Origin of the sequence: Flavobacterium frigidarium DSM 17623 (assembly GCF_000425505.1) — a bacterium.
Taxonomy (GTDB): domain Bacteria; phylum Bacteroidota; class Bacteroidia; order Flavobacteriales; family Flavobacteriaceae; genus Flavobacterium; species Flavobacterium frigidarium.
Window position 1 is genome coordinate 54,716 of sequence record NZ_AUDO01000009.1, and the last position, 24,364, is coordinate 79,079.

Below are 24,364 nucleotides of genomic sequence, written 5' to 3' on the forward strand. Positions count from 1 at the left end.
CAAAAGAAAAACATATGAAATTAGCAGAAATATCCATTAAACGACCGTCCTTAATTATTGTACTTTTTACAATTTTGACTCTTGGAGGACTGTTCAGTTATAGTCAATTAGGCTATGAATTGATTCCGAAATTTGAGCAAAATGTAATTACAATTTCGACCATTTATCCAGGAGCTTCTCCGAGTGAGATCGAAAACACGGTTACTAAAAAAATAGAAGACGGAATTGCCTCTCTTGAAAATATCAAAAAAATTGATTCAAAGTCATACGAGAGCTTATCTATTGTATCCATAACCTTGACATCAAATGCAAAAATTGACGTTTCGATGAATGATGCACAAAGAAAAATCAACCAGTTACTGAGTGATTTACCGGATGATGCCGAAACTCCTTCGTTAACTAAATTCTCTTTAAGCGATTTACCAATTATGACCATTGGTGCAAAAGGAAAAATGGATGAAGCCGCCTTTTATGACTTGATCGATAAAAAGATTGCTCCTGTTTTATCTCGTGTAGAAGGTGTTGCTCAGGTAGATATAATTGGTGGTCAGGAACGTGAGATTCAGGTAAATCTTGATGCCAATCGCATGCAAGGTTACAACCTTTCAATTCCTGAAGTACAGCAAATGATTCTAACATCTAACTTGGATTTCCCTACCGGAAACATTCAAACACGTGATCAAAAAATATTGATTCGTCTTGCCGGTAAGTACAAAAGCGTTCAAGAATTAAGAGATTTAGTTATTTCTTCAAAAGGTGGAATCGAAATAAGATTAAAAGACATCGCAGATGTTCAAGATGACCAAAAAGTTGCAGAGAAAATTTCGAGAGTCGATCAGCAGAGCGCCATCATTTTGCAAATAATTAAACAATCTGACGCGAATGCTGTAGCAGTAAGTGAAGAACTTGTAAAAAGTATTCAACTACTAGAAACAGATTATAAGACAAATTCTTTACAATTAGACATCGCAAAGGACAGTACTGTTTATACGCTTGAAGCAGCAGATTCTGTACTACACGATTTACTTATTGCAGTTGTTTTAGTGGCACTTGTAATGTTATTTTTCTTGCACAGTATTCGTAACTCATTAATTGTAATGGTTTCAATACCTGCATCATTAATTGCCACTTTCATCGGTATTTATTTATTGGGATACACGCTAAACTTAATGAGTTTATTAGGACTTTCACTCGTGGTGGGTATTCTGGTCGATGATGCCATTGTAGTATTAGAAAATATTTACAGGCACATGGAAATGGGAAAAAACCGTGTCCGTGCAGCCTATGAAGGAACTGCAGAAATTGGTGGTACAGTAACTTCAATTACCTTAGTAATTGTAGTAGTGTTTTTACCTATTGCTATGAGTTCAGGATTAGTATCAAATATTATTACGCAGTTTTGTGTTACAGTTATTATATCAACATTGCTTTCTTTGTTGGCTTCATTTACAATTATCCCTTGGTTGTCTTCTCGTTTTGGAAAATTAGAGCACATCAAAGGGGACAACCTTTTTGGTAAAGTTATCTTAGGCTTCGAAAGTTACCTTACTCGATTCATTAACTGGATATCAAGATTATTGACGTGGTCACTGGATCATTATAAAACAACATTAGCTATAGTATTGCTAGTTTTCTTTAGCTCAATAGCACTTATACCTGCCGGATTTATAGGAGGTGAGTTTTTTGCAGCATCTGATAGTGGTGAGTTTTTAGTTCAAATCGAAATGCCAAAAGACGCTTCCTTAGAACAAACGAACTTCATGACTCAAAAAGCAGAAAAGTTTTTAAGTAAAGAAGAATACGTTTTTAGCCAGATTACTATAGTAGGGCAAACATCTGAAGGTTTAGGTGCATCACAAGCAACAGCATACAAAGCCGAAATCAATGTTAAAATGATTGATCAAAGTGAGCGTTCTGACGCTGCATCTGTTTATGCTGCAAAAATCAAACGTCAATTAGAAAAGGTACTTATTGGGGCTAAAGTTAAGACAGTACCCGTAGGTATTTTAGGAACGGCAGAAAATGCTACATTGGGACTAATTGTAACTGGTCCATCTGTAGAAAGTGCAATGAAATTTGCAAAAATGGCTGAAGCTGAATTACGCACTATCCCCGGAACTACTGAAATTAAATTAACAGTAGAGGATGGAAATCCAGAAATTAACGTTCAAGTTGATCGTGATAAAATGGCCGCGCTAGGATTGACACTTCAAACAGTTGGTTTGACAATGCAAACTGCTTATAGTGGAAATACAGATGGAAAATTTAGAGCAGGTGAATATGAGTACGACATTAATATCAAGTACAATGCCTTCAATAGAAAGAATATAAATGATGTAAGTAATTTAATCTTCATTAATAATATGGGACAGCAAATTAAGCTATCTCAATTTGCTACAATTACTGAAGGATCTGGACCTAGCCAATTAGAGCGTAGAGACAAAACAGCATCTGTAACAGTACAAGGTCAAAACGTGGGTGTTGCTTCTGGAACTATTGTAACGCAATGGCAAGAAAAATTAGATAAACTTGAAAAACCTACAGGTGTAAATTACATTTGGGGTGGGGATCAAGAGAATCAAAGTGAAGGTTTTGGAACTTTAGGAATCGCTTTACTAGCGGCAATTATTTTAGTGTACCTTATTATGGTAGGTTTATATGATAGTTTTGCACACCCGTTTGTCGTTCTATTTGCAATACCACTATCATTTATTGGAGCATTATTAGCATTAGCATTGACTAACAATACCTTGAACATCTTTACCATATTAGGTATTATCATGTTGATTGGTTTAGTTTGTAAAAATGCGATTATGTTAGTCGATTACACTAACCAACGACGAGCGGCAGGTGAAAGCATTAGAGATGCACTTATTCAAGCAAATCATGCTCGTTTAAGACCTATTTTGATGACTACCATTGCCATGGTTTTTGGTATGTTCCCAATTGCATTAGCATCTGGAGCTGGAGCTGAATGGAAAAATGGACTTGCTTGGGTTATTATTGGAGGATTGATAAGTTCATTATTCTTAACCTTAATTGTTGTTCCGGTGATCTATGAAATCATGGAGAAAATAATCGCTAAATTTAGTAAAGGCGAAAAAGTAGATTATGAAGCCGAAATGGTCGCTGACTACGAACATAAGGAATTGAACGAACATTAATTCAATTACAGTATTAGATATATCAAACAAAGAAACCCGTTCTTAATCGAACGGGTTTCTTTATATCTAGTCGCGAAAGTATTAAAGTGAAGAACGAACTTTAAGCAACAGCTATTTTGGTCTCAAATTAAAATCAGTAGTAACAATACCATAATCATCTACACTGACCATCCTACAAGTATTGCTGACAAACACATTTACAAGCTGTGCCTCTACATCAATTTTCCGTATGCCAATTTTTTTTACCTAAATACAATCTGTAAAAATGTTTCCACTTTTTTCATTAAATAAATTGGTACTAAACTATTCTGATTTCAATCCTAAATATTACTAGTTTTAGAAAGTATAATTAAGAATGTGATTTTGCTGTGTCATTTTTGATTGACTTTGCTCTTAAATTTTGTCATCAATTATGAATGAATATCTAAATGTTTAGATTGATCTTGGAGTTAGATTTATAGTGTTATAAAAAATATTTAAAAAGAATATGAGGTATAAAAAAAGCCCTCATATAAATGAGAGCTCTATTATGAATTCTTTGGTTTTAATTAATCAATATTAACCAAGTTGTCTTTTTTAGAGTTTTTAACTGATGCAACTCTATTATCTGCATAAACTACTTCGTTTACAGCTAGGTTGTTGTAAAACATCCATTTTCCAACTTTTTCGCCTTTGTCATACTCAGCTGTAGCTGTTTTATTTCCGTTCATATCAAAAGAGACCCAAGTTCCTTGTAATTTTCCATTTTCATAGAAACCCTCTTGTTGTACTTGCCCATTATCATATAAATATGTCGCTTTTACTAAGTTTCCTATTGCTTCTAATTTCGGTTGTTTGTTTTGTGCCATTACTACACTTGAAATTAAAACTGCTGCAATCATTATATACTTCTTCATCTTTTAAGGTTTTAATTGTTATCTACACAAATATAAGAAGGTATTTACAATTAAAAAACAATTTGGTAACAATTTAATAACATTGAATGAAAACTTAACATTGGAAAAAGAATTTGAAAAACAATTAAGTATTAAAAAAAACATCACAGACAATTCATTGTTCATAAATAGTCCTAAATTTGCAGCCAAGATCATCTGCGAAAGGATGGAACAATCTAAAATAGTAAATAATGTATAGAAGTCATAATTGTGGCGAACTTAATGCCTCACACATCAACACCGAAGTAACTTTAGCTGGATGGGTTCAAAAATCACGTGATAAAGGATTTATGAATTGGGTCGATTTAAGAGACCGTTATGGTATCACACAATTAATATTTGATGAAGGTCGTACAGATAAAACGGTATTCGAACAAGCAAAAACATTAGGCCGCGAATTTGTAATTCAAGTAAAGGGAACCGTTATAGAACGTGAAGCAAAAAATAAAAATATTGCAACAGGTGAAATCGAAATTTTAGTTACTGAACTAACTATCTTGAACGCAGCATTGACTCCTCCATTTACTATCGAAGATGAAACTGATGGTGGAGAAGATATTCGAATGAAATACCGTTACCTAGACATTAGACGTAATCCTGTAAAAAACAGCTTACTCTTTCGTCATAAAGTAGCGATGGAGGTTCGTAAATACTTATCTGATTTGGATTTCTGTGAAGTAGAAACACCGTACTTAATCAAATCTACGCCTGAGGGAGCTAGAGATTTTGTGGTTCCTTCTCGAATGAATGAAGGACAATTTTATGCACTACCACAATCACCACAAACTTTCAAACAATTATTGATGGTAGGTGGAATGGACAAATATTTCCAAATCGTGAAGTGTTTCCGTGATGAAGATTTACGTGCAGACAGACAACCAGAATTCACACAAATCGATTGCGAAATGGCATTTGTAGAACAAGAAGATATTTTGAATATTTTTGAAGGACTGACACGTCATCTACTAAAAGAAATAAAAGGAGTTGAGGTAGATAAATTTCCACGTATGACCTATGAGCATGCTATGAAAACCTACGGAAACGACAAACCAGACATCCGTTTTGGGATGGAGTTTGGAGAATTAAATGAATTTGCACAACACAAAGAATTCCCAGTATTTAATGCAGCTGAATTAGTTGTGGGAATTGCAGTTCCAGGAGCAGGAAACTACACACGTAAAGAAATCGATGCTTTGATCGAATGGGTAAAACGTCCGCAAGTAGGCGCATCAGGAATGGTGTATGCTAAATGCAACGAGGACGGAACATTCAAATCATCCGTTGATAAATTTTACGATCAAGATGACTTAGCCAATTGGGCAAAAGTAACTGGAGCGAAACCAGGAGATATGATCTTTGTACTTTCTGGACCAGCTGATAAAACGAGAGCACAATTAAGTGCATTAAGAATGGAATTAGCAACACGTCTAGGATTGAGAAATCCAGCTGAATTTGCACCACTATGGGTAGTAGACTTCCCTCTACTAGAATTTGATGAGGAGTCTGGTCGTTACCACGCAATGCACCATCCATTTACATCTCCTAAACCAGAAGACATGCACTTACTTGATAGCGAACCTGGAAAAGTAAGAGCAAATGCTTATGATATGGTCTTAAATGGAAACGAAATTGGAGGAGGATCGATTCGTATTCACGATAAAGCAACACAACAGTTAATGTTTAAATATTTAGGGTTTACAGAAGATGAAGCCAAAGCACAATTTGGATTCTTAATGGATGCATTCCAGTTTGGGGCACCACCACATGGAGGTTTAGCTTTTGGATTAGATAGATTAGTAGCGATATTAGGTGGGCAAGAAACTATTAGAGATTTTATTGCTTTTCCGAAAAATAATTCAGGAAGAGATGTAATGATTGATGCTCCCTCTGCTATTGATGCAGTACAATTAAAAGAACTACACATTGATTTAAACATAAATAAATAAGCGAAAACGCTGAAAATCAATTATTTTTATAAAAAAATTCACAATAATAGCATTCGTATGATATTAAATCTTACATTTGCCTTATTATAAATTATTATTACTATTACAATGCGTACAGGTACAGTTAAATTTTTCAATGAGTCTAAAGGTTACGGATTCATTACAGACGAAGAAACAGGAAAAGACATTTTTGTTCACGCTTCAGGAATCAACGCGGAAGAATTACGCGAAGGTGACAGAGTTAGCTATGAAGAAGAAGAAGGAAGAAAAGGGAAAGTTGCTGCGAAAGTAGCAGTTATCTAAGCAAAATATTTTTTGCCAACGAATGTCAAAGCGTTTCGATTTAATTCGAAACGTTTTTTTTTGGTTCAAACTGAAAATTTAGACGCTTTAAAATGAAAATTAAAACAGTTATTTATAATCGTTAAAAATTACAACATTATAGGATTTCGACACCCACTTAATTAAAGTTTTGGCTTGTGTTTTAATTCCTTGAAACCTATCTTTGTTGCTTATTTTAGCACAAAAATCATTAATTATGCAATCTGATCAATTAAGTTACATCCCAATTTTAATGCAGTGTTTGTTAGCTGTAGGATTTGTTGTGGGAACAATTATTGTTTCTGGAAAATTAGGTCCAAAAAGAAAGTCAGAAACCAAAGATAGAAACTTTGAGTGCGGTATCGAATCTGTTGGTAACGCGCGTATCCCTTTCTCTGTAAAATACTTTCTTGTTGCCATCTTATTTGTTCTATTTGATGTAGAGGTGATTTTTTTATATCCTTGGGCGATCAACTTTAAAGAGTTAGGAATGGAAGGAATGGTTAAAATGGTAATTTTCATGATGCTCCTTTTGGTGGGGTTTTTCTACATCATCAAGAAAAAAGCATTGGAGTGGGAATAACAACTACCGCATAGTATCAATTTTAGATTTGGCTAAAAGCCAAAATTTAAAGCTTACAATTCAAAATTAAAGAAAATGAGTAATTCAAATACAAATATGGTTGCCGCACCAGATGGCGTTGTTGGAGAAGGATTCTTCGCAACAAAGCTTAATGATGTTGTAGGTTTAGCTAGAGCAAATTCATTGTGGCCACTACCGTTTGCAACTTCTTGTTGCGGGATTGAATTTATGGCAACAATGGCATCTCATTACGATTTAGCACGATTTGGTTCTGAGCGTGTGAGTTTTTCTCCTCGTCAAGCAGATATGTTAATGGTGATGGGAACTATCTCTAAAAAGATGGCCCCTATTTTACGCCAAGTGTACGAACAAATGTCAGAGCCACGTTGGGTAATCGCTGTTGGAGCTTGTGCTTCCTCAGGAGGTATCTTTGATACGTACTCTGTATTGCAAGGAATTGACAAAGTAATCCCGGTTGATGTTTACGTACCAGGATGCCCACCAAGACCAGAGCAAATTGTTGATGGTGTAATGAAATTACAAGAATTAGTAAAAACAGAATCTGTAAGAAGAAGAAGTTCTCCTGAATACCAAGAGTTACTTGCTTCATACAATATCAAATAATTGAGATGGCTGTAGAAAATAACGATATTCAAGAAAAATTAACAGCAACATTTGGAGAAGCTGTATCTAATTTTCATCAAGATAGAGACATCTTTACTCTAGAGATTACTGCAGATGTAAATACTGCTGTCATCTTGTTCTTAAAAAATGATCCTGCTTTGCGTTTTCATTTCTTAACCGATTTATGTGGCGTACACTATCCAAAAAACACAGTCGACAGACAGTTTGCAATTGTTTACCACATTCACAATTGGTATGACAACAAACGAATTAAAATAAAAGCATTTATCAATGGGGATAAACCAGAGATAAAATCAATATCAAAAATATTCTTGAGTTCAAACTGGATGGAGAGAGAAACTTATGATTTTTACGGTGTAAATTTCATTGGTCACCCTCAATTAAAGCGAATTTTGAATATGGACGAAATGATTTCTTTTCCAATGCGAAAAGAATTTCCTCTAGAGGATGGCGGACGTACAGATAAAGACGATCGTTTCTTTGGAAGAACAGTAGACAATTGCTAAAAACTCAATATATAATTTTTCACATTCTATAAATGTCAGAACTATTATTACCACCAGAGCATCGTTATGCTAGAATAATCAAAGAGAAGCTAAATGAAGATGGAAGCGAACTTTCAATCTTAAATTTAGGTCCTACTCACCCTGCTACACACGGTATTTTTCAAAATATCTTATTAATGGATGGGGAGCGAATTTTAGAAGCTGAACCAACTATTGGTTACATACACCGTGCTTTTGAAAAAATTGCCGAAAACCGTCCGTTTTACCAAATTACGCCTCTTACTGACCGTATGAATTATTGCTCCTCTCCTATCAACAATATGGGATGGTGGATGACATTAGAAAAATTATTAAATATTGAAGTACCTAAACGTGCGCAGTATTTAAGAGTAATTGTAATGGAATTGGCAAGAATTACCGATCATATTATTTGTAACTCCATCTTAGGAGTAGATACGGGAGCGTATACTGGTTTTCTTTATGTATTTCAGTTTAGAGAGAAAGTTTACGAAATCTATGAAGAAATTTGTGGTGCTCGTTTAACAACAAATATGGGACGTATAGGTGGCTTTGAAAGAGACTGGTCTCCAGAAGCTTTTAGAAAGCTAGACGTTTTCTTAGAAGAATTTCCAGCAGCTTGGAAAGAATTTGAAAACTTATTCGAAAGAAATAGAATTTTCATCGATAGAACCGTTAATGTAGGAGCAATTACGGCTGAGCAAGCCATGTCTTATGGATTTACAGGCCCTAACTTACGTGCTGCAGGTGTAGATTATGATGTACGTGTTGCACAACCTTACAGTTCGTACGAAGATTTTGATTTTATAGTTCCTGTAGGAAAATCGGGAGATACTTACGATCGTTTTTGCGTTCGTAATGCCGAAGTTTGGGAAAGTTTAAGCATTATTCGCCAAGCATTAGAGAAAATGCCAGCCGGTAATGACTACCATGCAGAAGTTCCTGACTACTACCTTCCTCCAAAAGAAGATGTTTATACAAACATGGAGTCTTTAATCTATCACTTTAAAATTGTTATGGGAGAAGTTCCTGTTCCAGTTGCAGAGATCTACCATCCTGTTGAAGGTGGTAACGGAGAATTAGGATTCTATTTAGTGACCGATGGAAGCCGTACACCATATAGATTGCACTTTAGAAGACCGTGTTTTATTTATTATCAAGCATACCCTGAAATGATAAAAGGTGCATTATTATCTGATGCGATAGTTATCTTATCAAGTTTAAATGTTATTGCAGGAGAATTAGACGCATAAAGATTTCAGATTCAGAAAAAAAAAATGGAAAGAACACATTACAAACAAGAAATAAATATGACTGAAACTTTGATGTCACGCATCAATGAGTTAATTAGTCATTATCCCGAAGATAAAAGAAAATCAGCATTATTACCTGTATTGCACGAGGTTCAAGACGCCCATGAAAACTGGTTGAGTTATGAGCTAATGGATAAGGTGGCTGAAATTCTTCATATTTTACCTGTTGAAGTATACGAAGTGGTTACTTTTTATACCATGTATAATACAAAACCTGTTGGGAAATATATGTTTGAATTCTGTCAAACATCTCCTTGTTGTTTAAAAGGAACCGAAGATCTAATGGATTACACTTGTGAAAAATTAGGTGTAAAAGTAGGTGAAACAACTGCAGACGGACTATTTGAAGTACGTGGTGTAGAATGTCTAGGTGCTTGCGGATATGCTCCGATGATGCAATTGGGTGATTTTTACAAAGAACACCTTACTGAAGATAAGATTGATCAATTAATCACTGATTGTAGAGATAATAAAATAATATTACACGATAAATAAGATGTCAAGAAAAATATTATTAGATAAAATAAACGTACCAGGAATCAAAACCTACGAAGTATACCGTAAAGAAGGCGGATATGCCTCTGTAGAGAAAGCTATGAAAGCAATGACTCCTGACGAAGTTGTTGAAGAAGTAAAAAAATCAGGCCTTCGTGGTCGTGGTGGTGCTGGTTTCCCTGCAGGAATGAAATGGAGTTTTATTGATAAAAAATCAGGAAAACCTAGACATTTAGTTTGCAACGCAGATGAATCAGAACCAGGAACTTTCAAAGACCGTTATTTGATGGAATTTATTCCTCATTTATTGATCGAAGGGATGATTACTTCTAGTTTTGCTTTGGGTGCAAACCTATCTTATATCTACATTCGTGGAGAATATATGTGGGTTTATAAAATATTAGAAAAAGCCATTGCGGAGGCTAAAGCTGCAGGTTGGTTAGGAAAAAATATATTAGGTACAGGTTACGACTTAGAACTTTATGTTCACTGCGGTGCTGGTGCTTACATTTGTGGTGAAGAGACTGCATTGATTGAATCACTAGAAGGAAAAAGAGGGAATCCTCGTATCAAGCCACCATTTCCAGCAGTTTCTGGATTGTGGGCTAATCCAACTGTGGTAAACAATGTTGAAACTATCGCTTCGGTGCCATGGATTGTTAATAATTCTGGTGATGAGTATGCCGCAATAGGAATAGGAAGATCTACGGGAACCAAATTAATTTCTGCTTCAGGACATGTGAAAAACCCTGGTGTTTATGAAATCGAATTGGGATTATCTGTTTACGAATTCATGAATTCTGACGAGTATCTTGGCGGAATGAGTTCTGACAGACCTTTGAAAGCATTAGTACCTGGAGGATCATCAGTGCCAATTTTACCAGCCGATTTGATTTATAAAACGGCAAACGGTGAAGATCGTTTAATGACATATGAGTCTTTAAGCGATGGTGGTTTTGCAACAGGATCAATGTTAGGTTCAGGTGGATTTATTGTTTACAATGACACTTCTTGCATCGTTAGAAACACATGGAATTTTTCTCGCTTTTACCACCATGAAAGTTGTGGTCAATGTACTCCTTGCCGTGAAGGTACTGGATGGTTAGAGAAAGTTTTATGGAGAATCGAAAACGGTCAAGGACGTGAAGAAGATATCGATTTACTATGGAGTATTCAAAGTAAAATTGAAGGAAACACGATTTGCCCTCTTGGAGACGCAGCTTCATGGCCCGTAGCAGCAGCTATTCGTCATTTTAGAGATGAATTTGAATACCATGTTCGCTTCCCTGAAAAAATCAAAAATAGAAATCACTTTGTTGAAGAACCATTTGCTCAAGTTAAGCATTTAGTAACAAAACAAACAGTTTAAAATAGTTTCAAGTTTCAAGTTTTTTTAGTTTCAATACCGGTAATTATCGGGACTGCAACTTTAAACTTTAAACTAAAAAAACAATAGTAAGAAATGAAAGTAACAATAGACGGTCAAGAAATTGAAGTTGAAGCAGGAACAACCATCTTGCAAGCAGCACGTATGATTGGTGGAGAATCAGTTCCTCCAGCAATGTGTTATTACTCAAAACTAAAAGGAAGCGGTGGAAAATGCCGTTGTTGTTTAGTTGAAGTAGCAAAAGGTAGTGATGCCGACCCAAGACCGATGCCAAAATTAATGGCTTCGTGCGTAACGGGTTGTATGGACGGAATGGAAGTGAACAGTAAACAATCAGACCGTGTGCGTGAAGCACGTCAATCGGTTACTGAGTTTTTATTGATTAACCACCCATTAGACTGTCCTGTATGTGATCAAGCTGGAGAATGCGATTTGCAGGATTTAAGTTTTGAACACGGAAAATCAAAAACACGTTTTATTGAGGAAAAAAGAACATTTGAACCAGAAGATATTGGTCCGAATATTCAATTGCACATGAACCGTTGTATTTTATGTCAAAGATGTGTACAAGTTGCAGATCAACTGACAGACAACCGTGTACATGGAGTGATGGATAGAGGAGATCACGCTAACATTTCTACATGTATCTCTAAAGCAATAGATAATGAGTTTTCTGGAAATATGATTGACGTATGCCCTGTAGGTGCTTTAACTGATAAAACTTTTAGATTTAAATCAAGAGTTTGGTTCAACAAACCGTACAATGCACACAGAGAATGTACTACTCCAGGGTGTTGTGGTAAAACAACTGTATGGATGTTTGGAGACGAAATTCAAAGGGTTACAGGTCGTAAAGACGTGTACCATGAAGTAGAAGAGTTCATCTGTAATTCTTGTCGTTTTGAGCATAAGGATCCATCTGACTGGGTTATTGAAGGACCAAGAGAATTTGATAAAGATTCGGTTATCAATCAAAACAACTACACACAAAAATTAGATACTGTTCACATCGCAACCGAAGAAGGAATTCTAAAAGGTAGAGAGCAAGACCGTAAAAAAATAAGTATGCCAGCTATCCCATTGGATAAAGAGCAGGAAGAAATTTTTAAAAAAGGTAATCTTTAGAAAATGGATAGTACAATTATAATAGAAAAAAGTATCATCATCTTAGTTGTTTTTGCAATTACGATGCTTATGGCAATGTACTCTACGCTTGCTGAGCGTAAAGTTGCTGCTTGGTTACAAGATCGAATTGGACCCAATAGAGCTGGTAAAGGAGGTTTACTACAACCACTTGCCGATGGTTTAAAATTATTCTCTAAAGAAGAATTTGAACCAGATACTCCTAACCGATTCTTGTTCTTTGTAGGGCCTGCAGTTGCTATGAGTACTGCTTTAATGACAAGTGCAGTAATTCCTTGGGGAGATCGTTTTCACCTGTTTGGAAGAGACATTATACTTCAAGCTACAGACATAGATGTCGCTTTATTATACGTTTTTGGAGTAATATCAGTAGGTGTTTACGGAATCATGATTGGTGGATGGGCATCTAATAATAAATTCTCATTGATTGGTGCGATACGTGCTGCGTCACAAATGGTGTCATATGAAGTAGCTATGGGATTATCAATAATTGCCTTATTGATGATGACAGGAACTTTAAGTTTAAGAGAGATTTCAGCGCAACAACCAGGAATGCATTGGAACGTTTTTTACCAACCACTTTCTTTTCTGATTTTCTTGATTTGTGCTTTTGCAGAAACAAACAGAACACCATTTGACTTGGCAGAATGTGAAACAGAACTTATTGGAGGATACCACACAGAGTACTCTTCTATGAAAATGGGATTCTATTTATTTGCTGAATACGCAAACATGTTTATCTCTGCTACTATTCTTGCTGTACTGTTCTTTGGAGCTTACAACTATCCAGGAATGGCTTGGGCTGTGGAAAACTGGGGAGTGAACATCGCTAACGTAATTGGAATTGCAGTGCTATTTGCAAAAATATGTTTCTTTATCTTCTTTTATATGTGGGTAAGATGGACAATCCCAAGATTTAGATACGATCAATTGATGCATTTGGGATGGAGAATATTGATTCCGTTGTCGATTATCAATATTATCATTACAGGAATTGTAATTTTGAGAGCTGAAATAGCAGTTTATTTAGGATTTTAAGACTCCTTACACCCGAGAGGGAAATTAGGAACGAAAATATAATTTATTAAAGAAGAGCCTAGCCCTGATAGCAGTGGAAATCCTTTTATTTTTTACAAAAAAATAAAAGATTGCAACGAATAGCAGGATTCAGCTTCAAATAAAAATAATAAAATGTCAATAGAAACCATATCCTTATCAGGAAGAAAAAAAGTAGTCTCTAATAAAGAGATGACCTTTTTTGAGCGCATGTATCTTATTGCAATTGTCAAGGGTTTGATGATTACAATAAAGCATTTATTTACTAGAAAAGTAACGATTCAATATCCTGAACAAGTTCGTGAGATGAGTCCCGTTTACCGTGGTCAACATCAATTAAAGCGTGATGAGCAGGGAAGAGAGAATTGTACTGCTTGTGGATTGTGTGCTTTATCATGTCCTGCTGAGGCCATCACCATGAAGGCGGAAGAACGTAAACCTGATGAAAAACATTTATATAGAGAAGAAAAATATGCTTCAATATATGAGATCAACATGTTGCGTTGCATCTTTTGTGGATTGTGTGAAGAGGCTTGTCCCAAAGATGCAATTTACTTGACCACTTCTAAAGTATTAGTTCCTTCTAGTTATGAAAGAGAAGATTTTATTTTTGGAAAAGATAGATTGGTTATGCCTTTAGATATCGCAATGCAAAATGCACAACTTAAAAACGCTAATTAATGTCAACAATACTAATTATATTTTGTGTTCTAGCTGCTATTACTTTGGCAACAGCCTTCTTGGCAATTTTTAGTAGAAACCCAATTCACAGTGCACTGTATCTTGTAATTTGTTTCTTTTCGATTGCAGGTCATTACCTATTACTAAACTCTCAGTTTCTTGCCATTGTTCACGTAATTGTATACTCAGGAGCTATCATGATTTTGTTTTTATTCACCATCATGTTAATGAACTTGAATAAGGAGAACGAAGTTCACAAACCTAGAATTACTCGTTTAGGAGCAATTGTTTCTTTTGGATTAATTTGCGTGGTTTTAATCTTGGTTTTCATTAATTCTAAACCAATCGTTGGAGAATATATCACAACTGGAGAAGATTACCAATCGATTAAAGTATTAGGAAAAGTACTTTTGAATGAATACATGGTTCCGTTTGAATTTGCATCTATATTATTATTAGTAGCAATGATAGGTACCGTTCTATTGTCTAAAAAAGAAAAAACAGAAAAATAATGAACAATATTTTAAACGAAATAGGAATCGAGAACTACATCTTCCTTTCTGTGATACTTTTTAGTATTGGGGTATTTGGAGTTTTATACAGACGTAATGCAATTATTGTATTTATGTCAATCGAAATCATGTTGAATGCTGTCAATCTTTTATTTGTGGCATTCTCTACTTACCATCAAGATGCACAAGGACAAGTATTTGTCTTTTTCTCGATGGCGGTTGCAGCCGCAGAGGTTGCTGTAGGCCTAGCGATACTGGTATCGATATTTAGAAATTTAGGTTCGATTGATATCAATAATTTAAAAAACTTAAAAGGATAATAGATAATGAATACAAATTTAGCTTTACTCTTATTATTAGCTCCTTTTTTAGGGTTTCTATTTAATATCTTCTTCGGAAAAAGTATCGGAAAAACAGCTTCAGGAGTTATTGGAACTTTAACTGTTGCCTTATCTTTTGCTGTTACTTTATACTTTTTTGGACAAATATCTGTTTCGAAAACACCTATTCAAATTCAGTTATTCGATTGGATCCAAATTAGTAATTTCAAGGTCGACTTTGGTTTTCTATTAGATCAATTATCAGTTCTTTGGTTACTTTTTGTAACTGGAATAGGTTCTTTAATACATGTATACTCTATCAGCTATATGCATGATGACGAGAACATGCATAAGTTTTTTGCTTACTTGAACTTGTTTGTCTTTTTCATGATTACTCTTGTAATAGGTAGCAACTTACTAGTTTTATTCATTGGTTGGGAAGGTGTAGGACTTTGCTCTTACTTGCTTATTGGATTCTGGCATAAAAACCAAGATTTTAACGATGCTGCTAAGAAAGCATTCATCATGAACCGTATTGGGGATTTAGGTTTGTTAATTGGTATTTTCATCATAGGATCTTTATTTTCAACTCTTGACTATGCTACTTTAAAAACAGCAATTACGGGAGCAACTAATTTAGATTTATATTGGATCTCGATTGCGGCTTTTGCTTTATTCATAGGAGCTTGTGGTAAATCAGCACAAATACCTTTGTACACTTGGTTACCAGATGCGATGGCAGGACCTACACCAGTATCTGCATTGATACACGCAGCAACCATGGTAACTGCAGGTATTTTCATGATCACAAGATTAAATTATGTATTTGATTTAGCTCCAGATGTTCAGAACATCATTGCCATTGTGGGGGCAGTAACTTCACTTGTAGCTGCAACAATCGCCTTGGTTCAAACAGATATTAAGAAAGTACTTGCCTACTCTACCGTATCACAATTAGGATTAATGTTTTTAGCATTAGGACTGGGTGCTTATGAAGTAGCAGTTTTTCACGTAATCACACACGCATTCTTCAAAGCTTGTTTGTTCTTAGGTTCTGGATCAGTGATACACGCATTGCATGGCGAACAAGACATGCGCAAAATGGGTGGATTGAAAAAAGTTATGGGAATCACATTTATCACATTCCTATTATCATCATTAGCAATCTCAGGAATCCCTCCTTTTTCAGGATTTTTCTCGAAAGACGAAATCTTAATGGTGGCCTTTGAGCACAATAAAGTATTGTGGTTTATTGCATCTCTAGCGTCTTTACTGACTGCTTTTTATATGTTCCGTTTATTATACCTTACATTCTTTAAAGAATTTAGAGGAACAGCAGAACAAAAAAGCCACTTACATGAGAGTCCGTCACTAATTACGTTTCCTTTAATTGTTTTAGCAATACTAGCTACTGTGGGAGGACTAATTAGCTTACCAACAAATAGCTGGCTAAATGGCTATTTATCTCCGTTGTTTTCGAAAGAAGTACATGAGGCACATCATTTTGGAACTACAGAATACGCTTTAATGGCCATCGCAGTAATTGCAGGGCTTGTAGGTATAGGAGTAGCCTACTCGAAATATATTAAGCAAAATCAAGTACCAGTAGAAGATGCTGAAATAACAGGTTTTTCAAAAGTGCTGTACAACAAATACTATGTAGACGAATTTTATAATGTACTGTTTGTAAATTCGATCAATGGCTTATCTAAATTCTTTAGAGATTATGTAGAAACTACATTATCATCTGCAGTTTTTGGTTTAGAAAAAATCGCTAACGAATTAGCTTTTCAAGGAAAGAAATTACAAAGCGGAAGTATTGGATTCTACCTATTTGTTTTTGTAATAGGTCTTTGTACCATAATAACCTATTTATTTTTAGCTCAATAATTTTATACTATGAATGTATCTCTAATATTAATTATACTTTTAGTTGGCGCATTTGCAACTTATTTAGCTGGTGATAAACTAGCTTCAAAGGTCGCATTGTTATTCAGTATTGCCTCTTTAGGATTTTCTATTGTATTGTTGAATCAATACAATCTTGGTGAAAACATTAATTTTATCAATCAATGGATTAACCAGCCAAATGTTTCCTTTGCTTTGAATGCTGATGGATTGGCAATTGCTATGCTTTTATTGACAACAGCATTAACACCAATTATTATTTATTCTTCTTTTGGGAATGAATATAAAAATGCAAAATCATTTTACGCATTAATTTTATTCATGGCATTTGCAATGTGCGGAACCTTCCTTGCAGCAGATGGTTTATTATATTATATCTTCTGGGAATTAGCATTAATCCCAATCTATTTTATTGCATTAATTTGGGGTAATGGTGATGTTGAAGAACGTAAAAAAGCAGTTGTAAAATTCTTTATTTACACACTTGCTGGTTCATTGTTCATGTTAGTTGCTTTTATTTACTTGTATCAAAAAGCAGGAAGCTTCTTAATTCAGGACTTATACAACTTGAATTTAACAGCATCAGAACAATTGTGGATATTCTTAGCATTCTTTTTGGCGTATGCCATCAAAATCCCAATTATACCTTTCCATACATGGCAAGCAAATGTTTACCAAAAAGCACCTACAGTGGGAACAATGCTTTTATCAGGTATCATGTTAAAAATGGGATTATACAGTGTGATCCGTTGGCAATTGCCTATCGCGCCTTTGGCAGCAAAAGAGTACATGTATATTTTTATAGGTTTAGGAATTGCTGGTGTAATTTACGGTTCGATAGTCGCATTAAGACAAAGAGACTTGAAAAAGTTACTAGCTTACTCCTCTCTAGCTCACGTTGGGTTAATTGCAGCAGGATCTTACACACTTACAATTGATGGATTACGCGGAGCAGTGCTTCAAATGATTGCTCACGGATTTGTAGTAGTAGGTTTATTCTTTGCCTCTGAAATTATTTACAGAAGATATGAAACAAGAGTAATTGCTGAGATGGGCGGAATACGTTCACAAGCAGTAAAATTTGCCTCTTTGTTTATGATATTAGTTTTAGCATCAGTTGCTTTACCTACTACATTTAACTTCGTTGGAGAATTTACAGTATTGTACAGCTTGTCTCAAATTAATGTTTGGTTTGCTGTATTAGGTGGAACAACAATTATTTTAGGAGCTTATTACATGTTGAAAATGTACCAACACGTAATGCTGGGTGAGACAAATGCAAAACCATTTGCTGATGTGACTTTTAACGAAGCTACTACATTAGTAATTATCGTAGCTGTATTATTCTTTTTTGGGATGTATCCAAAACCAATTACAGATCTAATCACACCAAGTTTAGAAAATATCATTACTCAAATTAATAGAATTAACTAGTCAAATAAAAAAAATGAATACATTAATAGCTATAATAGGATTAGGTGTTTTATGCCTTTTATTTGAAATTTTCGAAGCAAGAAAAGCAATTATTCCAGTTACTATAATTGGACTTCTAGCAATACTTGGTCTTGATATTACTGACTATGCTAACCCACAATCGTACTATAATAATATGATTATTGTAAGTAAATTTTCGGCAGCCTTCTCTGGCTTGTTTATCATTCTTACCATCTTCTTAGTGACATTAGCTCACAAATTCTATCAAAACAATCAATCTAAAATCTCAGATTTTATTGCGATAAAGATTTTTCTACTAGCTGGAGCAGTTGCTATGGTATCTTTTGGGAACTTAGCGATGTACTTTCTAGGTATAGAAGTTTTATCTATTGCACTTTATATCTTGGCGTCAAGCAACCGTTTGAGTATTAAAAGTAACGAAGCAGGATTAAAATACTTTTTGATGGGATCATTTGCATCAGGGATTATTCTTTTCGGAATTTGTTTAATTTACGGAGCGATGGGAAGTTTTGATGTTACTGAAATTAGCGAATTATCACGCTCAGCAGAATTACCGGTTTGGTTCCCTATTGGAATTGTATTGGTGTTTATTGGTATGTTATTTAAAATTGCTGCAGTTCCTTTTCATTTTTGGGCTCCAGACGTTTACGAAGGTTCTCCTGCGTTGACAACTGCATTGATGAGCACACTAGCTAAGGTGGTTGCTATCGCAACGCTATACAAGCTTGTGACTATAATGAATGCTGATCTATCAGGTAATTTCCAAATGATGATCGTTATTGTATCAATGGCCTCAATGACCGTAGGTAACATCATGGCACTTCGCCAGGTAAACGTTAAACGTATGTTGGCTTTCTCTGGAATTTCACATGCAGGTTTTATGTTAATGACTTTAGTGAGTACAGCAAATGCAGCAGGAACTTTATTATACTACACATCAGCTTACGCACTTGCAGGTATTGCCGCTTTTAGCGTTATTCTCTATGTTTGTAAAAACAATGAAAACGAAGATATTACTAATTTCCACGGTCTAGGAAAAACAAATCCACTATTAGCTGCAATTTTAACAGCAGCATTATTATCGATGGCTGGTATACCTATTTTCTCTGGATTCTTTGCAAAATTATTTTTATTCAATCAAACTATTCAAGCAGGATTCATTGCTCTAGTTATCGTAGCAGTAGTTAATTCAATCATAAGTGTAGGATACTATTTCAAATTGATATTGGCTATGTACACTAAGGAGTCTAATGAAGTTAGAACAGCAACTCCAGCAGTAATTTATATTGTTGCAGTTGTATCTATTGTATTAAATATAGCACTAGGTTTGTTCCCTTCAATGGTACTGGATTTATTAGCATAGCGAATAACATTCCCCTTATATTCAAACCCGCCGAAAGCAATTTTGACGGGTTTTTTATTATCGAAAAGATAAATAGTCAATAAACGAGGGCTTAAACCTAAAATATGCCCTTCTAACTTAATTAAAAGAAACGATTTTTTTTACTCGAATTATTATTTGCTTCAATCGAAATCAAATAAATAATAAGACTATAATTTTTCATTTTATAGTGAACGCCACACCTACTACTTCCTAATAAAAACTTAAACAGTTTAGCTTTTCATTCCTTTTTTGTAAATTTGTATATACAAACTTTTAGAATACGAATCTAAAATTAAAAGATGATGGAAAATAAACTTAAAATACAAATATGGTCAGATATTATGTGCCCATATTGCTACATAGGAAAAAGAAGAATTGAAGGTGCACTAGCACAGTTTAAACACAAAGACAACGTAGAGATTGAATGGAAGAGTTTTCAGCTTGATTCTAGCTTTGTTGCATCTGAGAATGATGATATGGCTGAGCATTTAGCTGAAAAGTACCGTAAGGATGTATCTTGGGCAAAAGAGATGATGGATAGCATGACTCAAAACGCCAAAAGCGCCGGATTAGATTTCAGGTTTGATAAAGCGATAATGGCTAATTCATTTAATGCACATCGTTTATTGCATTTAGCTAAAAAGAATAATCTTTCTGACGCAATGGAAGAAACTTTATTCAAAGCATATCTAACTGATGGAGAAAATGTTAATGATTCTGAAACTTTAAAAAGACTTGGACTACACGTTGGTTTAAAAGCTGATGAACTAGAAGCCTTATTATCATCTGATCAATTTGCTAATGAAGTAAAAGCAGATATCACAATGGCTCAGAATATAGGCGTGCAAGGTGTACCCTTTTTTGTATTCGATAATAAATATGCAGTTTCAGGAGCACAACATGTAGAAACTTTTGTACAAACGCTAGACAAAGTTTGGGAAGAAGGTGATTTTAATCCTAAATTAACAATACTTAACAATGAAGCTGGAGACAGCTGTGGTATTGACGGTTGCAACTAACACATTGTCAACATATATTCAAATTTAAAACAAAAAAAAACAGCTCTAATCATAGAGCTGTTTTTAATTACAAACAAATACATTATTACTTAGCTGACAATATTTTTTCAATAAATTTATCGTTATCGTAAGATACGATAAAAGTATAGTTCTCATAAGATCTCTCATTTATATCAAACGCTTTCTCCACTTTATCCATGTTCAGGAAAGATTCTGAATAAACCAACTCGTTAGTTTCATCATAAATTCTAACAGCTACTGGAGTTTTTGCCTTGTTGTCTACATTCAATTTCACAACACCATTTTCCTTATATAAAACCGGTTTTACTACTTCACTTACAGGCATTGTGCTAAGCACTGCCTTATTAGACGATACTGCAATTTCGTAAGTTGCAGATCTCAAATCAGATTCTGCTACTAAATAATACTTCCCAGAAGGTAATGAGTTCAAATCGTACTTTCTATAAAAGCTACCTTTAGAATTCACCATTTCTTTATGAATAACTTTATGATCTGCGTCAAAAATTGACAATATTACCTTATTTGATTCATGAAGCGCAAAGCTTAATGTCTTCCCTTCTGCTTTTCTAACGTCAATAGAAAAATCATTCCCAATTGCACTTACATTTACTGCAGATAATAGTGCTACTAAAACTACCGTTAATTTTAAAATCTTTTTCATAATTTAAGTTTTTAGATTTATAATCCTTTTAACTATGACAAAGTTATAGCAACAGTTTCATTGAATATACTGCACATTTTTCATGAATACACAGTATTTTACCTTTTACGAAAACGATAAAGCGGTGTTTTATTGAATAATTCGCAAAGTTATAACAATTGTCAAAGTTAATAAAAAATGAAGATTCACATTTTTAAGCTATTATTTTAACGCATTCAATAAATATTGAGCAAAAGTATTTTGAATCTAGAAAATTCTGCCACTTGCAACCAAATTACCTACCAATACCCTAACGCTAAAACAAAAACGTCAGGAAATGATAATTAAAATTAATTTCTCTTTTTTTCGAATATATTTAAACAGCAGTTATCAACAATATGGTATCCCACTACAAACTATATTGAAAAAAATATATTTTAAAAGTCTATTAGCTTAATTTTCGAAAAGAATAATTTCATAACAATTGTAACTACAACTTAGCGAATACCATTTTACATATTTAATAGAATTTTCACACAATACGCCTATTTAATACCTGACGAAATCGATTAAGGTTAAATAAACTGACAAATTCACAACATTTTATATCTTTGCATTAAAATAAATCAAAACAAATGAGACCTATAATACCCAACTTAAAAATTATAGTTCCTTCCTTTGGGAGTTCATTTACGATATCAAAGCACGAAAAAAGCAATAATGACCATAACAATCAATGGCACTACCATCCAGAAATTGAATTAGTCTACATAAGTAGTGGTTCTGGTAAGCGACAAGTAGGCAATCACGTATCACACTTTCATGATGGTGATCTTATATTAATAGGTAGCAATCTTCCGCACTGTGGTTTTAATACTGAAGAAACTGATAGCAAACGAGAAACCGTAATTCAAATACATCCCAACTTCTTAGGTTCCAATTTCACTGAGGCCGCAGAAATGGTTACTATTAAAAATTTATTCAATAAAGCAAAGCAAGGAATTCTTTTTGGCGATCGATCTAAAAAGATTCTTGGCCCTCAAATTGAAGCGCTAGCAGATCTAAATCCTTTAGCACGATTACTTGGCTTACTAAATATTCTTAACGAACTTGAATTATCTAACGATAGCACCATTCTAAATGCAGAAGAATTTACAATTGAAACACAAATGAAAGATAATGATCGAATGAGTGTGGTATACAACTATGTCAAAGATCATTTTCATGAAAATATTGCACTTGAAGAAGTAGCTGACTTGGTATCGATGACCGTTCCCTCATTTTGTAGGTACTTTAAAAAAACAAGTAATAAGACGTTTACAAAGTTTGTTAATGACTACCGCCTAGTTCACGCTTCAAAATTGCTTGCTCAAAAACAAATTAACATAGCAGCCATTTCACACGAAAGTGGTTTTAACAACCTAGGACACTTCAATAAGTCGTTTAAGGATTTTACAGGGAAAAGTGCTTCTCAATATAGACAGGAATTACGATCTTACTTAGAATAGCCTGTAAGGATGTTTAAAATAATACAAGGAGAGTATGTAGCCAATAATCTAAACTACTGTTTATAATTTAATATCAAAAAACAAAGTTTGACCTGGTCGCCACCTTTTTGGCCACCCTTGAAAAGCAAAAAACCTCTTAATCAGTCGATTAAGAGGCTTTTAAGTACCCGGAGCCGGAGTCGAACCGGCACGGTTTCCCACAGGTGTTTGAGACCAGCGCGTCTACCAATTCCGCCATCCGGGCTTTAGCAGACAGAAATGACAACAGTCATCTCAACGCAATAAAGAACTATAAGGTGGTAGCCTAATAGCTGTTTCTTTAACACGGTGCAAATGTAAATAATTTTATTAAAAATTCAATTAAAAATACTTAATTTTTTTCTTTCAGAGTTGAATAAATTTCATAAATTTGCACGGCATTAAAAATGCAACACACAACTAACTACAAAACAACAAATTAAATGTCACACCTAGAACCAGAAGCTAAAATTTTTGCTTGTTCACAAAGTGTCTATCTAGCTGAAAAAATTTCCGCTGAGTACGGAATTCCACTAGGTAAAGTTACTATGTCAAAATATAGTGATGGCGAGTTTCAACCTTCTTACGAAGAGTCAATCAGAGGATTACGTGTGTTTATTGTATGTTCTACATTCCCAAATTCTGATAATTTGATGGAATTACTACTTATGATTGATGCCGCAAAACGCGCTTCAGCAAGGCATATTACAGCTGTAATACCTTACTTTGGTTGGGCTAGACAAGATAGAAAAGACAAACCAAGAGTGCCAATAGGAGCTAAACTAACAGCAAAATTGTTAGAAACTGCTGGAGCAACAAGAGTAATGACCATGGATTTGCATGCTGATCAAATTCAAGGATTTTTTGAAAAACCAGTAGACCACCTTTTTGCTTCTACTATCTTTTTACCTTATGTGAAAAGTTTAGGATTAGACAACTTAACTATTGCTTCTCCTGATATGGGAGGTTCAAAAAGAGCATATGCTTATTCTAAATTCTTAGAATCAGATGTCGTTATTTGCTACAAGCAAAGAAAAGAAGCAAATATTATCGATACCATGGAATTAATTGGTGAGGTAAAAGGCAAGAATGTAATCTTAGTTGATGACATGATTGATACCGGAGGAACTTTGGCGAAAGCCGCTGATCTAATGATGGAAAAAGGTGCATTAAGTGTAAGAGCAATTTGTACTCACGCCATCTTATCAGGAGGAGCTTACGAGAAGATAGAAAATTCTAAATTATTAGAATTAATAGTTACAGATTCAATCCCATTAAAGAAAGAGTCTAAAAAAATAAGAGTGCTAAGTTGCGCACCACTTTTTGCCGAAGTAATGCACATGGTACATCATAACAACTCGATTAGCGGGAAGTTTATTATGTAAC

The 24,364-nt window shown here is 34.5% G+C and carries 22 protein-coding genes and 1 tRNA gene; 20 read left to right on the forward strand and 3 right to left on the reverse strand.

The window, feature by feature from the left end:
• Positions 1-14 precede the first annotated feature (14 nt).
• Positions 15-3,164, forward strand: a complete 3,150-nt coding sequence (locus H603_RS0106440; protein ID WP_026707807.1) for an efflux RND transporter permease subunit — start codon at positions 15-17, stop codon at positions 3,162-3,164.
• Positions 3,165-3,712: 548 nt separating this feature from the next.
• Here H603_RS0106440 and H603_RS0106445 read toward each other — a convergent pair.
• On the reverse strand, positions 3,713-4,060 hold the full coding sequence (locus tag H603_RS0106445) for a toxin-antitoxin system YwqK family antitoxin (protein WP_026707808.1): 348 nt from the start codon (positions 4,058-4,060) through the stop codon (positions 3,713-3,715).
• A 230-nt stretch (positions 4,061-4,290) separates the two neighbouring features.
• Here H603_RS0106445 and aspS point away from each other — a divergent pair, with 230 nt between their 5' ends.
• The 17 genes from aspS to H603_RS0106535 all read left to right on the forward strand — a co-directional run bounded on the left by aspS (position 4,291) and on the right by H603_RS0106535 (position 20,791).
• Positions 4,291-6,045 carry an aspartate--tRNA ligase gene (gene aspS / locus H603_RS0106455; RefSeq protein WP_026707809.1) on the forward strand — a complete coding sequence of 585 codons (1,755 nt, stop codon included), beginning with the start codon at positions 4,291-4,293 and terminating at the stop codon, positions 6,043-6,045.
• A gap of 108 nt (positions 6,046-6,153) precedes the next feature.
• Positions 6,154-6,348, forward strand: coding sequence for a cold-shock protein (locus H603_RS0106460; protein WP_007137066.1), 195 nt, complete (start codon positions 6,154-6,156; stop codon positions 6,346-6,348).
• 235 nt (positions 6,349-6,583) lie between these two features.
• Positions 6,584-6,949 (forward strand): NADH-quinone oxidoreductase subunit A, encoded by a 366-nt coding sequence (locus H603_RS0106465; protein ID WP_026707810.1) that lies wholly within the window; start codon positions 6,584-6,586, stop codon positions 6,947-6,949.
• A 75-nt stretch (positions 6,950-7,024) separates the two neighbouring features.
• Entirely contained in the window at positions 7,025-7,573 is a 549-nt protein-coding gene (locus H603_RS0106470; RefSeq protein ID WP_026707811.1) for an NADH-quinone oxidoreductase subunit B, read from the forward strand.
• A 5-nt stretch (positions 7,574-7,578) separates the two neighbouring features.
• Positions 7,579-8,100 carry an NADH-quinone oxidoreductase subunit C gene (locus H603_RS0106475; protein WP_026707812.1) on the forward strand — a complete coding sequence of 174 codons (522 nt, stop codon included), beginning with the start codon at positions 7,579-7,581 and terminating at the stop codon, positions 8,098-8,100.
• A gap of 32 nt (positions 8,101-8,132) precedes the next feature.
• Positions 8,133-9,371, forward strand: coding sequence for an NADH-quinone oxidoreductase subunit D (locus H603_RS0106480; RefSeq protein WP_026707813.1), 1,239 nt, complete (start codon positions 8,133-8,135; stop codon positions 9,369-9,371).
• Between the two features lie 24 nt (positions 9,372-9,395).
• Positions 9,396-9,926 (forward strand): NADH-quinone oxidoreductase subunit NuoE family protein, encoded by a 531-nt coding sequence (locus H603_RS0106485; protein ID WP_026707814.1) that lies wholly within the window; start codon positions 9,396-9,398, stop codon positions 9,924-9,926.
• A 1-nt stretch (position 9,927) separates the two neighbouring features.
• A complete protein-coding gene (gene nuoF / locus H603_RS0106490) occupies positions 9,928-11,295 on the forward strand; it encodes an NADH-quinone oxidoreductase subunit NuoF (RefSeq protein ID WP_026707815.1) in 1,368 nt (455 codons plus the stop codon).
• 93 nt (positions 11,296-11,388) lie between these two features.
• Positions 11,389-12,438 (forward strand): 2Fe-2S iron-sulfur cluster-binding protein, encoded by a 1,050-nt coding sequence (locus tag H603_RS0106495; RefSeq protein WP_026707816.1) that lies wholly within the window; start codon positions 11,389-11,391, stop codon positions 12,436-12,438.
• 3 nt (positions 12,439-12,441) lie between these two features.
• Positions 12,442-13,494: an NADH-quinone oxidoreductase subunit NuoH gene (gene nuoH / locus H603_RS0106500; RefSeq protein WP_026707817.1), complete on the forward strand. Its 1,053-nt coding sequence runs from the start codon at positions 12,442-12,444 to the stop codon at positions 13,492-13,494.
• 153 nt (positions 13,495-13,647) lie between these two features.
• Positions 13,648-14,193, forward strand: a complete 546-nt coding sequence (locus H603_RS0106505) for a NuoI/complex I 23 kDa subunit family protein (RefSeq protein WP_026707818.1) — start codon at positions 13,648-13,650, stop codon at positions 14,191-14,193.
• The gene (locus H603_RS0106510) at positions 14,193-14,705 is read left to right on the forward strand and encodes an NADH-quinone oxidoreductase subunit J family protein (RefSeq protein WP_026707819.1); all 513 of its coding nucleotides are present in this window, start codon (positions 14,193-14,195) and stop codon (positions 14,703-14,705) included. The genes H603_RS0106505 and H603_RS0106510 overlap by 1 nt, the downstream gene beginning before the upstream one ends.
• The gene (nuoK, locus tag H603_RS0106515; protein WP_026707820.1) at positions 14,705-15,025 is read left to right on the forward strand and encodes an NADH-quinone oxidoreductase subunit NuoK; all 321 of its coding nucleotides are present in this window, start codon (positions 14,705-14,707) and stop codon (positions 15,023-15,025) included. The genes H603_RS0106510 and nuoK overlap by 1 nt, the downstream gene beginning before the upstream one ends.
• Before the next feature lie 6 nt (positions 15,026-15,031).
• Positions 15,032-16,915: an NADH-quinone oxidoreductase subunit L gene (gene nuoL, locus H603_RS0106520; protein ID WP_026707821.1), complete on the forward strand. Its 1,884-nt coding sequence runs from the start codon at positions 15,032-15,034 to the stop codon at positions 16,913-16,915.
• Positions 16,916-16,924: 9 nt separating this feature from the next.
• Entirely contained in the window at positions 16,925-18,367 is a 1,443-nt protein-coding gene (locus H603_RS0106525; RefSeq protein WP_026707822.1) for a complex I subunit 4 family protein, read from the forward strand.
• A gap of 13 nt (positions 18,368-18,380) precedes the next feature.
• The gene (locus tag H603_RS0106530) at positions 18,381-19,751 is read left to right on the forward strand and encodes an NADH-quinone oxidoreductase subunit N (protein WP_026707823.1); all 1,371 of its coding nucleotides are present in this window, start codon (positions 18,381-18,383) and stop codon (positions 19,749-19,751) included.
• Between the two features lie 320 nt (positions 19,752-20,071).
• Complete coding sequence (locus tag H603_RS0106535) at positions 20,072-20,791, forward strand: DsbA family oxidoreductase (protein WP_026707824.1); 720 nt, start codon at positions 20,072-20,074, stop codon at positions 20,789-20,791.
• Between the two features lie 85 nt (positions 20,792-20,876).
• Here the strand turns inward: H603_RS0106535 and H603_RS0106540 are convergent, their stop codons facing one another.
• Positions 20,877-21,473, reverse strand: a complete 597-nt coding sequence (locus H603_RS0106540) for a FimB/Mfa2 family fimbrial subunit (RefSeq protein WP_026707825.1) — start codon at positions 21,471-21,473, stop codon at positions 20,877-20,879.
• A gap of 614 nt (positions 21,474-22,087) precedes the next feature.
• On the opposite strand from H603_RS0106540, the gene H603_RS0106545 reads away from it, so the two are divergent.
• Complete coding sequence (locus tag H603_RS0106545; protein ID WP_026707826.1) at positions 22,088-22,960, forward strand: AraC family transcriptional regulator; 873 nt, start codon at positions 22,088-22,090, stop codon at positions 22,958-22,960.
• Between the two features lie 164 nt (positions 22,961-23,124).
• Here the strand turns inward: H603_RS0106545 and H603_RS0106550 are convergent.
• Positions 23,125-23,204: transfer RNA gene (locus H603_RS0106550), tRNA-Leu, on the reverse strand.
• Between the two features lie 217 nt (positions 23,205-23,421).
• Between H603_RS0106550 and H603_RS0106555 the strand changes: the two genes are divergently transcribed.
• The gene (locus H603_RS0106555) at positions 23,422-24,363 is read left to right on the forward strand and encodes a ribose-phosphate pyrophosphokinase (protein ID WP_026707827.1); all 942 of its coding nucleotides are present in this window, start codon (positions 23,422-23,424) and stop codon (positions 24,361-24,363) included.
• Position 24,364: the final 1 nt, after the last annotated feature.

Coding starts and splice junctions, on each gene's coding strand:
- H603_RS0106440 (WP_026707807.1), top strand. CDS start 15: ATGAAATTAGCAGAAATATCCATTAAACGACCGTCCTTAATTATTGTA.
- H603_RS0106445 (WP_026707808.1), bottom strand. CDS start 4,060: ATGAAGAAGTATATAATGATTGCAGCAGTTTTAATTTCAAGTGTAGTA.
- aspS (WP_026707809.1), top strand. CDS start 4,291: ATGTATAGAAGTCATAATTGTGGCGAACTTAATGCCTCACACATCAAC.
- H603_RS0106460 (WP_007137066.1), top strand. CDS start 6,154: ATGCGTACAGGTACAGTTAAATTTTTCAATGAGTCTAAAGGTTACGGA.
- H603_RS0106465 (WP_026707810.1), top strand. CDS start 6,584: ATGCAATCTGATCAATTAAGTTACATCCCAATTTTAATGCAGTGTTTG.
- H603_RS0106470 (WP_026707811.1), top strand. CDS start 7,025: ATGAGTAATTCAAATACAAATATGGTTGCCGCACCAGATGGCGTTGTT.
- H603_RS0106475 (WP_026707812.1), top strand. CDS start 7,579: ATGGCTGTAGAAAATAACGATATTCAAGAAAAATTAACAGCAACATTT.
- H603_RS0106480 (WP_026707813.1), top strand. CDS start 8,133: ATGTCAGAACTATTATTACCACCAGAGCATCGTTATGCTAGAATAATC.
- H603_RS0106485 (WP_026707814.1), top strand. CDS start 9,396: ATGGAAAGAACACATTACAAACAAGAAATAAATATGACTGAAACTTTG.
- nuoF (WP_026707815.1), top strand. CDS start 9,928: ATGTCAAGAAAAATATTATTAGATAAAATAAACGTACCAGGAATCAAA.
- H603_RS0106495 (WP_026707816.1), top strand. CDS start 11,389: ATGAAAGTAACAATAGACGGTCAAGAAATTGAAGTTGAAGCAGGAACA.
- nuoH (WP_026707817.1), top strand. CDS start 12,442: ATGGATAGTACAATTATAATAGAAAAAAGTATCATCATCTTAGTTGTT.
- H603_RS0106505 (WP_026707818.1), top strand. CDS start 13,648: ATGTCAATAGAAACCATATCCTTATCAGGAAGAAAAAAAGTAGTCTCT.
- H603_RS0106510 (WP_026707819.1), top strand. CDS start 14,193: ATGTCAACAATACTAATTATATTTTGTGTTCTAGCTGCTATTACTTTG.
- nuoK (WP_026707820.1), top strand. CDS start 14,705: ATGAACAATATTTTAAACGAAATAGGAATCGAGAACTACATCTTCCTT.
- nuoL (WP_026707821.1), top strand. CDS start 15,032: ATGAATACAAATTTAGCTTTACTCTTATTATTAGCTCCTTTTTTAGGG.
- H603_RS0106525 (WP_026707822.1), top strand. CDS start 16,925: ATGAATGTATCTCTAATATTAATTATACTTTTAGTTGGCGCATTTGCA.
- H603_RS0106530 (WP_026707823.1), top strand. CDS start 18,381: ATGAATACATTAATAGCTATAATAGGATTAGGTGTTTTATGCCTTTTA.
- H603_RS0106535 (WP_026707824.1), top strand. CDS start 20,072: ATGATGGAAAATAAACTTAAAATACAAATATGGTCAGATATTATGTGC.
- H603_RS0106540 (WP_026707825.1), bottom strand. CDS start 21,473: ATGAAAAAGATTTTAAAATTAACGGTAGTTTTAGTAGCACTATTATCT.
- H603_RS0106545 (WP_026707826.1), top strand. CDS start 22,088: ATGAGACCTATAATACCCAACTTAAAAATTATAGTTCCTTCCTTTGGG.
- H603_RS0106555 (WP_026707827.1), top strand. CDS start 23,422: ATGTCACACCTAGAACCAGAAGCTAAAATTTTTGCTTGTTCACAAAGT.